We start from the raw sequence: 12,553 nt of genomic DNA on the forward strand, positions 1-12,553 counted from the left end.
AATCTTATACTTTCACCGTATACACAAAGATTGATAGATCAATCCATACCGAAACCCGATACAAATCGCCAAGCGCAGGGAAACCTTTTATGACCTTGACCACACTGCCAAAGATTGACGCGCAGCCGACATCGCATATCGCGGTCACCGCCCTGTCGAAATTGGATCAATCTGATTTTGTGCTCAAATTAGAAGGCATTTTTGAACATTCACCCTGGGTCGCTGCACGCGCTTGGGCAGACCGCCCGTTCCACAATCGCAGTGACCTTGAACGTGCGCTGCAATCCGCAATGTGGTGCGCCAGCCGTAATGAACTATTAGATCTGATTCGTGCTCACCCTGAACTTGCGGGTAAAGCAGCCGCTTCAGGACAACTCACCAAAGAATCCACTCATGAGCAGGCGGGTGCAGGGCTTAACGCGTGTACCCCCGAGCAACTGGTGAAGATCCAGCAACTCAATGCTGCTTATATGGAAAAGTTCGGTTGGCCCTTTATCGTCGCTGTGCGCGGCATGAATGTTGATGCCATCATAGCCGCGATTCAAACTCGGCTTGATCACACGGCTGAGCAGGAATTTGAGCAGGCTCTACAACAAATCAGCCGTATCGCCAGCCTACGCCTAGATGGACTTTTGATTGATGCTTAATTGATATCTCAAGGCAGGCGGTCATATCAGCCATAAAAAAAGCACTATACCTTCTCGGTACAGTGCTTTTTTATCGCTTCCTTTTAAATCATTGCATATACGTTTTAGTGCAAGTCAAAGATTAAGCATAAGCGACATGAGGAGCTGGCTGCTTGGTTGACACGGGTGCTTGAACTTTTGCCGGTGCGGACTGTGGACGCAAATACGCAGACTTGGTATCTCGCATCACCGCAATCACTTGTTCACGGAACCAACGACACTCTTCGGAATGGTGTGATCGATCATGCCAAAGTAAATAGAATGGAATCGGCGGGAAATCAATCGGAATATCAGAGACCTTAAGCGGCATCAATGAGCAGAAATGTTCTGCAAAGATACGCGGAGCAGAAAACACTGCATCCATCTGCATCAGCATATACGGCACCATATTAAAATACGGGACATACACCACCACATTGCGCTTCAAGCGCTCTTTGGCCAGATGTAAATCAATAACGCCACGCTGTCCTACCGTATACGGTGTCGGCACCAGATGCTCTGCATTCAAGTAGGTATCTTTGGTCAGGGTCTGACCTGCCAATGGATGCGCTTTACGCATCAAGCACACCACTTCATCTTCGAACAATGGTGCTAAACGTAAATGCTCTGGAGGCTGGGGCCAGTTGGCAATCACGCCATCGAGCATCCCTGTTTCTAATGCATTGCTATAGTTAAAATCAGGTCCGAGTGAATGTAGAATCACCTGAGAATTCGGTGCAAGCCTGCGAATCCGGCTCATCATCTCACCGAGCATCACTGCACTTAAATAGTCCGGTGTTGCCAAGTTATAGACTCGACGTGATTGGCTAGGGTCAAAACGCACTTGTTGAATGCCGATTGCCTCAATTTGGCTCAGCGCGGTACGCACGGGTTCGAGTAATGCTTGTCCACGCTCCGTTGGAATCATACCGTTGCGGCTACGCACCAATAGTTGATCCCCGGTAATTTCACGTAAACGACGAAGAGAAGTACTGACTGCTGGTTGTGACTGGTTCAAACGCCTTGCTGCATTTGACACACTACTTTCCGAAAGCAACGCATACAAAACTTGTAATAAATGAACGTCTAACGATTCCCACTTGCTGGAAGTACTCATTGCTTTAACCTCAATTTTTTCGTGATACAGATCATGTATTTTGAAAATGTTTTTTCAGTTTTTAAAATACAGATCGTGCATTTTCAAAATGAAAAACATACTAACCATGTGGTAAGCAATATTCGTTCCAAGAATCCATTTTTTACGAAAAAAAATTCAGGACAATGTATTTCTGTCAAGAGGGTCAAACTATATAGACCTTATTACTTTTTCTTAAAGTTCTGCCACTTATCGCTCATTGCCTTAGCCGTTTCACGCTCACGCGGGTTATCGCCAGCTTGATAAAAAATCGTCCCTTGCAAACGTTCTGGTAAAAATTCCTGCTGTACAAAGTTCCCTGCAAAGTCATGCGCGTATTTATAGCCCACGCCATAGCCTTGCTCTTTCATTAGCCGAGTTGGAGCATTACGAAGGTGCATCGGCACTGGAAGCTCTGCGGTTTTCTCGGCCAGATCCAATGCGGCGTTGATCGCAAGATAGGTACTATTGCTCTTCGGACTGGTCGCCAAATACACCACCGTTTGCCCCAAAATAATGCGACATTCTGGATAACCAATCGCCTGCACCGCACGGAAGCACTCCCCTGCAAGGAGCAATGCATTGGGATTGGCATTGCCAATATCTTCTGATGCCAAGATCAGCATACGCCGCGCGATAAATACAGGGTCTTCCCCGCCTTTAATCATGCGTGCCATCCAATACAGCGCCGCATCGGGATCACTGCCGCGCATCGACTTAATAAACGCAGAGACAATATCGTAGTGCTGGTCACCCGATTTATCGTAGCGCACAATATTTTGCTGGGCACTTTGCAGTACTAAGTCATTAGTGATTACTACATCAGCATCGACAGGCTGAGTATCTACAATCAACTCCAGCAGATTGAGTAGTTTTCGTGCATCCCCGCCAGACAACTGCAACAATGCATCTGGTTCACGCAGAACGATACTGCGATTCTTAAGTTCGGTATCAAGGGTTAGCGCCCGCTCAACGACCGCAATCAGTTCCTCACGACTCAGTCCGTGCAGGGTATAAACCTGACAGCGGGATAACAGCGCAGAATTCACCTCAAAAGAAGGGTTCTCGGTGGTAGCACCGATCAGCGTAATTTTGCCCTTCTCAACCGCAGCAAGCAGTGCATCTTGTTGAGATTTATTGAAGCGATGAATTTCATCGATAAACACTACTGGTGGCGCCAGTAACCCAGCTTGCTCACCGCCCTGTCCAATCACATCACGAATATCTTTAACACCCGCACTGATCGCCGACAGACTAATCAGTGGACGATCAACGGCCTCGGCCAAGAGTAATGCCAACGTCGTCTTACCGACACCAGGAGGTCCCCAAAAGATGATGGATGGCAAGCGCCCCTGATCAACGGCTTGTCTCAGTGGACCATGCTCACCCAATAAATGCTGCTGACCAATAACATCGGATAAACGACGCGGACGGATACGTTCAGGAAGGGGTATTAGAGAAGCTGTCATAAATACTGTGAATTCTATTCAAGAGAAGAGTTTATATATGGGGATGGATTATGCTAATCCAGCTAACCCTGTAAAACGTTTAATCAACATATCCCAAGCATCCGCGATTAAGTCCTCGTCGCCACCATTATCAAACTTTGACTGACAATAACTCAGCAACTCTTTGTAGCGTCCCTGTGATAATTTGATTCGAGCTGACTCAATAAAAACATCCATCCCTCGAATGCCTTTTGCATAAGTGACTAAATATGCAGATCCACCGCGCTCAAGCATTTCTTGCGCGAGCTCAGAGACTACACGATTTACACCCCATGCTTCATAGGCAAATAATGTTTCAGCTTTATACAGTGCTGCGATGAGTTCTATAGATGCCTTATTTTTTTCTGTTTTAAATATCTCACAAACTTCTCGTCTGAAAAGCATATTTGAATCCTCAAAGGATTCTGCATGCTTACCATTCCATGCAAAACAAATTTGATCTTCCATAGATGGATTATAGTTATTAAAAAACTTTTCTGCGGGGCTACTATTCTCCATATAACAAACTAGTCCATTCTTATAAAAATAAAACTCTTAAACCCCGAACCGCGTCACCCTCGGAAAATCGAGCAATATCCGCATTTCCTGAATCAAACGGGCAAGGTGGTTACGATCACGGACTAAAACAGAGAGATTGCTGGACTCTTCCAAGCTTTCTAAACGCTCAACCCCACCTTGAAACTGGCGGATCAAATAAATGAGCTGTGTGCTTTCTTCATCAGTGATCGGACGATCGATTTTGAGATGTACAGGGAAACGTGGGTCGGTATCTGTAGCAGTTTGCCAATGTAATCTCACCACATTTTCAGGATGGCGATTGAGTTCATGCTTTAAATTCGGACAACGTCTACGATGAACGACGAGACCGCGTCGGGTGAGATGACCATCGATACGGTCACCGAGGATCGGAATACAGCATGGTGCATAACGCACATCCAAGCCATCCGTACCGACGATCAGATTATTGGATTGATTTACATGCAGTGAACTTTCAGCGACTGCCGCACCATGCGATTCCGAAAGGTGCGTGAGCAGTCGTGTCGCAACCATTTGCGGGAGTAACGCGCCCAAGGCAATTTTCTCAAAGAGTTGGGCTTTACTTTTGAGGTGCTGCCAGTCCAAGACACCTAACCAATCGTCATCCGACAAACTTTGAATATCAATTTGATAGAGTTGCAGTGCACGGCTTAAAGCTTGTTGACCCAAGGCCAGACGATCCGTGGGTTCAGAGGCTTTCAACACTTGCTGGATAGCGCGTCGTGCCTTACCAGTATTCACAAAACCTAGCCAATCCGGATTAGGAGTTGCTAAATCATCGGTAATGATCTCGACCACTTGTCCAGTACTAAGCGGTGTCGCAAGTGGACAAGGCTGACCATCAATGGTTGCAGCAATCGCATGATTCCCTAGATACAAGCTCGCGGCGTAAGCAAAATCAACCGCGGTCGCGCCCTGTGGTAACTCATGCAAATCCCCATCAGGCGTATAGACCGAGATTTTTTCACGATGCAGATAATCCAGCAGCGCATCAAAAGTATTGGTCGCACAATCTTTATCGATCAGCTCACCCAAATTACGCAAGGACGCCTGAATCGCAGAACGAGATGACTGCGGCGCAATATCACCCAGTACAACACCCAATTGCGCTGCTTTGCGCATTAACTGAGTACGGAGCGTGATGTCCAGTCGTCCCCGCTCGTCACTAAGTGACAACTGCAATGCTTGATTACCGCCAGGTAGTGGATTACGAATATGATCCGTCAATTGTGACCATAAGAAATGCTCACGAACCACTGCAGCAAACTGATCGCACTCAGCAATGCTTTCAAGTTCTATCTCATAAGCATGGGTATGGAGTAACGTCGGGATATCCGCATGTTCATTTAAGAAGCGCTGATAGAGCGTAATGTCATTATTAATACAAATCGGGGTGCCATGTAAGTGATGGCCTGCAATAAAGCGCCCAATCTCGCCTGCCCAATGCTGCTTTGCACGAAGTCGGTCATCAGTACTTTGTACCAGTTCATCATGCAGACGCTTAAACAGCTCAGGCTCTAGATTTTCATAACACAAAATTTCAAGCTGATCGGCAATCTCATTGACGCCAACCAATCGTCCCATCGGGACAAAAATATTCAAGGTTTCCGAAGCAATCGCTCGTCGTCGATCAGGCTTGAGCGCTGCAAGGGTCGACATATTATGCAGACGATCTGCAAGCTTAATTACGATCACTCGAGGATCATTTAAGGTCGCAGTCAGAATTTTACGTAAGGTCGCAGCTTTATTATCATTTTTGTCATTTGAAACTGTGAGCTTGGTCAAGCCATCCACAATATCGGCAACGGTTTGCCCAAAACGCTCTTCAATTTCTTCTTTACTGACGTCAGTATCTTCAATCACATCATGCAGTAGGGCAGCCATCAGGCTTTCCGTGTCGAGGCGCATATTACCCAATACTTCAGCCACGGCAATCGGATGCACAATATAAGGCTCACCACTTTTGCGTGTTACGCCTAAATGCGCGGTATCGGCAAAAGCGCAAGCATCCATGACTTGTTTAATTTGCGAGTCGAGCAGATATTCACTAAGCGTCGCCCGTAGACCAGCCGTCAAGTCTGGAAGATGACTCCAACTTGAATGGGTGAAACCTGCTTTTTCAAAAGCAGTTGGCTGGACGCGCCCTTGATTTGACTCAAGTTCACGATCTGGCGTCGCGGTTGTCATGGGTGGTCAACTAGGCAAATGAATACGAATACAACGAACACACCTAAATGAAACGCATATCACGGTATATTGTCAATGAATATAAGCTATTTTTTTATCAGAATAAACAAAATACCGCCAAGCCTATCGACTAATTCACAACTTATCCGTCTTTCAGTAATGCAACTTTATCATCTCGTAAGTTAAAGCACAGATCGCATCACTATAGAGAAGCACTGCCCTTTCACGTACAATTGATTTGAAGAGACACGCACCATCGATCCACAGCAGGTTCAAAATCTCTATTTCACATTTTGCCACTTTCATTCATCCCCCTAGCCATGACGACCAATCCAATGATCTCAGAGCCATCGACCCACTCCCAACAAAAGAATGTGAGCGAACCGCTGCTTGAGCTACTCGCCGTCATGAGCCGCCTTCGTGCGGAGTGTCCATGGGATCAGGCGCAAACGCCAGCCAGTCTGACGCGCTACGCCATTGAAGAAGCCTACGAAGTCGAAGCCGCGATTCAAACAGGCAATATTGATCATATTCGTGATGAACTCGGTGACTTGCTACTACAGGTGGTCTTTCAAGCACAAATGCATGCTGAGCAAGGACACTTTAATTTTTTTGACATTGCCCAGACCCTTTCGCAAAAACTGATTCGACGTCATCCACATGTCTATGGTGATGATGTTGCGGCGCAAGCATCTGATGTGAGTGTGCTTTGGGAGCAGGTTAAGCAAAGGGAACGTGCAGCCAAGGGTGAGCAAACTTCCATTTTAAATGATGTTAAACATGGCTCCCCGCTCATCCAAGCCCAGTCTTTACAAAAACTCGCTGCCAAAGTCGGCTTTGACTGGCCGGATGTCCAAGGTGCACGTGATAAACTGTCTGAAGAAATTGCCGAACTGGATGAAGCCATCGCCGCAAAAGATCTCACAAAGATTGAAGATGAACTGGGCGATAGTTTCTTTGCACTGGTCAATGTGGCAAGAAAATCAGGGATTCAGAGCGAAAGTGCACTACTCGGCACCATCGCGAAATTTCGTAGACGCTTTAGTTTCGTGGAGAAACAACTCAAAACTCACGGGATCAGCCTTGAGGAAGCGGATTTAGCCACCATGGATCAGTTATGGGATGAGGCAAAACGCTTAGAGCGCCTCCCCACCCAATCGACTTTAGACCGGGAGCAACAATAACGCGCATGAATGCACATGCTGATCAACTCAAGAAGCCTGAGCTCATCGACCCTTTCGCGCGATCGATCAAGTACGTTCGGCTGTCGGTCACGGATCGTTGTGACTTCCGCTGCGTGTACTGTATGAGTGAGGACATGCGATTCCTACCTCGAAACCGCGTTTTGACATTAGAAGAACTGGTGCGCTTAGGTCAAATCTTTGCCAACCTCGGTGTAGAAACCTTTCGCTTGACTGGTGGTGAACCGCTGATTCGTCGAGATATACCATGGTTAGTTGAGCAACTGGCGAAATCTGGTGAGGTCGTCATGACCACGAATGGCTCACGTTTAGACAAACTGGCTGCACCCCTCAAACAAGCAGGCTTGTCCCGCCTTAATATCAGCCTAGATACACTCAACGACAAGCAATTCCATGAATTAACCCGTACAGGTCATCTCAAAGATGTGTTAAATGGCATTGATGCCGCTCAATCAGCGGGATTTTCAATTAAGCTCAATGTCGTCATGATGAAGGGACGCAATGACGATCAAATCTTGCCTCTGGTTGAGTTTGCAACTGCACGCGGTTTAGATATCAGCTTCATTGAAGAAATGCCACTGGGCGTTATCGATGAACACTCAAGACAACTGGCTTTTATGTCAAGTGCAGATGTACGCCAAGTGATCCAAACGCATTTTGATTTACAACCGAGCACACATCACACTAGCGGCCCCTCACGCTATTGGCAAATCGCTCAACCTCAAAATCCGCATGCCAGTCGCGTCGGTTTTATCTCTCCACATAGTCATAATTTTTGTGGAGACTGCAATCGAGTACGCGTCACTAGCGAAGGACGCCTCCTACTCTGTTTAGGTAATGAGGAAGGGACCGATTTAATGCCCTTGTTACGCGGAGGGGATGATGATGAAGTGATTGCCTCTCGTATCAAAACCGCACTTCTGATGAAACCCGAAAAACATCACTTTGACCTGAACAACGAACCACAAATTGTGCGCTTTATGAATATGACTGGAGGCTAATCATCAGCACCATGTCATTGATCACGAAATGAACCATTAAAACAATCCTTAAAACAGTTGCATAATGTAGTATTATCTCTCCAGTATTATGCAATTCCGCTCACATTAAGGAGCATCTGTGCCTCTGAAAACCCTCTCCGCCTCAAGTTTAGGTCTTAACGAATCCATGGTTTCCGCCGCAATTTTGGATGTCATCGACACCCTCATGCGTGCAGGATTTAAGGCATATATCGTTGGCGGCGGTGTACGCGACTTATTATTGGGTTTACGTCCTAAAGATTTTGATGCGGTAACCAACGCAACTCCGGCCCAGATTCGCGAAGTTTTTGGCAAACGTTCACGCATTATCGGACGACGTTTTGAGCTTGCTCACGTCTACTCCGGCCGTGAGATGATCGAAGTCGCCACCTTCCGCGCCCCTCCACGCAAAGTCTCAACAACTGCTTCTGGCATGATCACCCGGGACAACGTCTGGGGAACGATTCAGCAGGATTATGTGCGCCGTGACTTCACCATCAATGCCATGTATTACCAGCCACGTGAAGGAGTCGTTCTAGACTTTACCCACGCCATTTCAGATATCAAAAATAAGCAACTGACCTTACAAGGCAAACCTACCGTCCGCTTTGAAGAAGATCCGGTACGGATGTTGCGGACCTTGCGCTTTGCGGCGAAACTCGAGTTCACGATTGATCCTGAGATCACCAAAGTCTTGACACCTGCAATGACCCAATTATTGCTTGAAGTCTCCCCACACCGTATTTACGATGAAACCCAAAAGATGTTTTCAGGAGGTCACTTAGCACCCCTTCTGCCTCTCATGGTTCAATATCATGTCTGGAATAGACTCTTTGTTGACGTTTCTCCAGAACTCACACCTTTGATCAAGCAAGCTGCAGAAAACACGGATGCGCGGATCGCCATCGGCAAGAGCATTAACCCTGCGTTCTTTTACGCCGTGTTGCTCTGGGAACCGTTCCTTGCTCGCGTCAAAGAACTGGTAGCCACGGGCGCTCCGCATTCCATCGCTTGGACACAAGCGGGTCTTGATGTTCTCCGTCGTCAGTCTAAACACACCGCCATTCCACGCTTTAGCGAAATGTTCATCCGTGAAGTATGGGAATTACAGCCGCGTTTAGAACAGCCAAAACCGCGCCAAGTTCCAGCACTGGCTGCACACCCGCGCTTTCGTGCAGGCTTTGACTTTTTGCTTATGCGTGAGCAAACCGGTGATGTATTAGTAGGCACCATGGGGCAATGGTGGCATGACTACCAAACTCTGAGTAATGATGGTCGTGAACGCGCCATTGCCGACCTCAACCGTTTGCAGCAGCGTCTACAACGTAAACGTCAAGCGGGTGAAACTGTACAGCCCTTACAAGCGGTAATCGCGGAAGCTGATCATAGCGTTTCTACAGTAGAAATCACGGCTCAAAACACGGTGGATAACGCAACATTGAATATCACGACACCGACAACTAAAGCAAAGCGTGTACGAAACCGTAAGCCCAAAACAGCAACACATGAGCAAACCCTTGCAGCGCTTGCAGCTGAAGTACAAGAGGCGGCGATTTTTGACGAAAGCACGCCATTAAAATCAGCCCCAACACGTGAAAAGCCATTGGAGTCGGTGGAAGCTATTCAGTTACTGCCTTCCGATGATCCTGCGATGATCCATGCCAATCTTCGTGCAAAGCGCCGATCCAATCGTAACGACTCCCAAGGATCAAGCAATGGCAGCGATACTCGCTATAGCCTCGCCCCACGTCGTCGTCAACCACGCAGTAAACCGATTCAAATCGAGCCAACTATTGCGCCGTCAACCTCAGCAGAAGACGCGTCATAAATGGCGCGTGTTTTTATTGGTTTAGGTAGTAATCTTGCGAATGAATCTGGTGACTCACGCCAGATTCTGCGTGATGCAGTTCATGCATTACAGGCTCTGAGTACGAGCAAAACTCAAGTCTCAAGTTTATATGCCAGCAGCCCAATGGGTCCCCAAGACCAACCTGATTATTTGAATGCTGTCGCTCTGATTCATACAACCCTCCCTCCTCATGACCTACTTGATGCCTTACAAAAGATAGAGCAACGTGCGGGTCGTGTTCGCGTTCGTCGTTGGGGGGAGCGTACCCTCGATTTAGATATTCTTATTATGGATGAAGGAGACCTTCCCTCCAGCGATAATGCAGAAAACCCTTTTCCTAAACAGATCATTATGCATGATGAACGCCTCAGCATTCCCCATATCGGAATTTTAGAACGCTCATTTGTCGTACAACCACTCTTGGAACTCGACGCGAGTTTGAGCATCGGTGGTATTATCTTGACCAAATGTTCTGCCGCAACAGCACAAACCGGAATCCGGATTGTTGAAAATGTTGATTGGGCAGATTAAAGCCGTATTGCCCTGTCATCCTCCCCTAAACACGTCACAGATCGATGTGATGCAAAAAAGGAAGTCACTTAAATGATTCGTCTCAGTCAATTAGCCCAATATAAAGCTGAAGGTAAACCTTTCTCATGCCTGACTTGCTACGATGCCAGTTTTGCCAAGGCTATGGAAATCGCTGAAATCGACTCTATTTTAATAGGCGACTCGCTGGGCATGGTCATCCAAGGACACGACTCCACACTTCCCGTTACTGTTGAAGATATTGCTTACCACACCCGTGCAGTTGCACGCGCCAATCATCATGCGTTTATCATGGCCGACTTACCATTTATGTCCTACGCCACACTGCCCGATGCGATTCGTGCCGCAACCACGATGATGCAAGCAGGCGCACATGCGGTAAAGCTCGAAGGCGGTGCTTGGCTGGCAGAAACGATCCGTGTACTCAAACAAAACGGCATTCCTACGTGCGTTCATCTGGGGTTAACACCTCAATCTGTTAACGTTTTTGGTGGCTACAAACTGCAAGGGCGTAACCGTGACGCGGCGGATCATCTTTTGGCCGATTGCCAAGCCGTTGTCGATGCTGGCGCTGCATTATTATTGCTCGAAGTCGTACCTGCGCAACTTGCAAAAGAAGTTCAGGCACGATTTAATGTGCCTGTAATTGGGATTGGTGCAGGTGTTGATTGTGATGGTCAAGTATTGGTCATGCATGACATGCTGGGATTGAACTTTGAAAAACCGGCGCGATTTGTTCATGACTTCTTACAAGGCAAAGGCAATATTGTCGATGCGTTTCGTGATTTTCATCATTCCGTACAAAAGCGAGCGTATCCTGAGGCTAAACATGCCTTTCATATCGCGCTGTAACCCATTCGTTTGCTGTATTTTGAAGTCATTATTTAAGATTTAATTCGTAGAGTAAGCTAAGCATGAGAACCGAAACCACTATCCAAGGGCTACATGCCGCACTCAGCCCTGTGCGTGCCAGTCGTAAAAGTATTGGTTTTGTCGCGACAATGGGCAACCTGCATGAAGGTCATCTCAAACTGGTACAAGAAGCCAGTCAGCTCTGCGATGTAGTGGTGGTCAGCATCTTTGTAAATCCAACCCAATTTGGTCCAAACGAAGACTTTGCCAACTACCCCCGAACCTTTGAAGCTGACAGTAACCTTTTGGCTGAAGCAAACTGCGATATTTTATTCGCACCAAGCACTGAACAAATTTATGGCGAGCAACCTCAAAAAACAACGGTTCAAGTGAATTCACTTGCGGACGATCTTTGCGGTCGAACTCGTCCCGGACATTTCACCGGTGTAGCAACCGTTGTCACTAAACTGTTTAATATCGTTCAACCCACAGTTGCCCTCTTTGGTGAAAAGGACTATCAACAGCTCGCTATCATCCGCCATCTAGCCAATGATCTCTGCTTTGATGTTGATGTCATTGGTGTACCCACAGTACGTGCAGAAAATGGCTTAGCACTCAGCTCACGTAATGGCTACTTATCTGAAGAAGAGCTGATTCTCGCACCCGCTATTTATGCGGCTCTGCAAACGATTCAAGCGCAAATATTAGATGCATCTGAAAATGGTAAAATTGATTTTGATGGATTCGCAGCAGAAGGCCGCAAGGCACTTGAAAAGCAACAATTCGCTGTTGATTACGTTGAAATCCGCAATCCAGACCTTACTCCTGCGCAAATCGATCAGGGCAAATGGGTCATTTTGGTCGCAGCAAAACTTGGGAAAACACGTTTAATCGACAATTTGACAGTCACTCTGCCCAGCGCATAAAAGTAATATCTTATTTTCTATAAAAGCTGAATTCATTTACATTTCGAAATAAACCCTCACACCGTGGGGGTTTTTTTTTCGATAAAAGACCGCTCATAATGATAAAATCAATTGTATTCATCAC

General features: G+C 46.9%; 11 protein-coding genes. 7 read left to right on the forward strand and 4 right to left on the reverse strand.

Annotated features, from left to right (window positions below; genetic code table 11):
• The first annotated feature begins 89 nt into the window (after positions 1–89).
• Positions 90–647, forward strand: a complete 558-nt coding sequence (gene uraD, locus HYN46_RS12030) for a 2-oxo-4-hydroxy-4-carboxy-5-ureidoimidazoline decarboxylase (RefSeq protein WP_114899611.1) — start codon at positions 90–92, stop codon at positions 645–647.
• A 121-nt stretch (positions 648–768) separates the two neighbouring features.
• On the opposite strand, the gene HYN46_RS12035 is transcribed toward uraD, so the two are convergent.
• From HYN46_RS12035 to HYN46_RS12050, 4 genes are all read right to left on the reverse strand, one after another.
• Positions 769–1,782, reverse strand: a complete 1,014-nt coding sequence (locus HYN46_RS12035) for a LysR substrate-binding domain-containing protein (RefSeq protein WP_114899612.1) — start codon at positions 1,780–1,782, stop codon at positions 769–771.
• 203 nt (positions 1,783–1,985) lie between these two features.
• Complete coding sequence (locus HYN46_RS12040; protein WP_114899613.1) at positions 1,986–3,269, reverse strand: replication-associated recombination protein A; 1,284 nt, start codon at positions 3,267–3,269, stop codon at positions 1,986–1,988.
• Positions 3,270–3,317: 48 nt separating this feature from the next.
• Positions 3,318–3,806 carry a hypothetical protein gene (locus tag HYN46_RS12045; protein ID WP_114899614.1) on the reverse strand — a complete coding sequence of 163 codons (489 nt, stop codon included), beginning with the start codon at positions 3,804–3,806 and terminating at the stop codon, positions 3,318–3,320.
• Between the two features lie 36 nt (positions 3,807–3,842).
• On the reverse strand, positions 3,843–6,032 hold the full coding sequence (locus HYN46_RS12050; RefSeq protein WP_114899615.1) for a RelA/SpoT family protein: 2,190 nt from the start codon (positions 6,030–6,032) through the stop codon (positions 3,843–3,845).
• Positions 6,033–6,418: 386 nt separating this feature from the next.
• On the opposite strand from HYN46_RS12050, the gene mazG reads away from it, so the two are divergent.
• From mazG to panC, 6 genes are all read left to right on the forward strand, one after another.
• On the forward strand, positions 6,419–7,216 hold the full coding sequence (gene mazG, locus HYN46_RS12055) for a nucleoside triphosphate pyrophosphohydrolase (RefSeq protein WP_210009619.1): 798 nt from the start codon (positions 6,419–6,421) through the stop codon (positions 7,214–7,216).
• 5 nt (positions 7,217–7,221) lie between these two features.
• The gene (gene moaA, locus HYN46_RS12060) at positions 7,222–8,235 is read left to right on the forward strand and encodes a GTP 3',8-cyclase MoaA (protein WP_114899617.1); all 1,014 of its coding nucleotides are present in this window, start codon (positions 7,222–7,224) and stop codon (positions 8,233–8,235) included.
• Positions 8,236–8,359: 124 nt separating this feature from the next.
• A complete protein-coding gene (pcnB, locus tag HYN46_RS12065) occupies positions 8,360–10,081 on the forward strand; it encodes a polynucleotide adenylyltransferase PcnB (protein WP_114900739.1) in 1,722 nt (573 codons plus the stop codon).
• Positions 10,082–10,633 (forward strand): 2-amino-4-hydroxy-6-hydroxymethyldihydropteridine diphosphokinase, encoded by a 552-nt coding sequence (gene folK / locus HYN46_RS12070; protein WP_114899618.1) that lies wholly within the window; start codon positions 10,082–10,084, stop codon positions 10,631–10,633.
• A 72-nt stretch (positions 10,634–10,705) separates the two neighbouring features.
• Positions 10,706–11,503 carry a 3-methyl-2-oxobutanoate hydroxymethyltransferase gene (gene panB / locus HYN46_RS12075; RefSeq protein ID WP_114899619.1) on the forward strand — a complete coding sequence of 266 codons (798 nt, stop codon included), beginning with the start codon at positions 10,706–10,708 and terminating at the stop codon, positions 11,501–11,503.
• A 62-nt stretch (positions 11,504–11,565) separates the two neighbouring features.
• Positions 11,566–12,429 (forward strand): pantoate--beta-alanine ligase, encoded by an 864-nt coding sequence (panC, locus tag HYN46_RS12080; protein WP_114899620.1) that lies wholly within the window; start codon positions 11,566–11,568, stop codon positions 12,427–12,429.
• Positions 12,430–12,553: the final 124 nt, after the last annotated feature.

Origin of the sequence: Aquirhabdus parva, assembly GCF_003351745.1 — a bacterium.
Lineage (GTDB): Bacteria > Pseudomonadota > Gammaproteobacteria > Pseudomonadales > Moraxellaceae > Aquirhabdus > Aquirhabdus parva.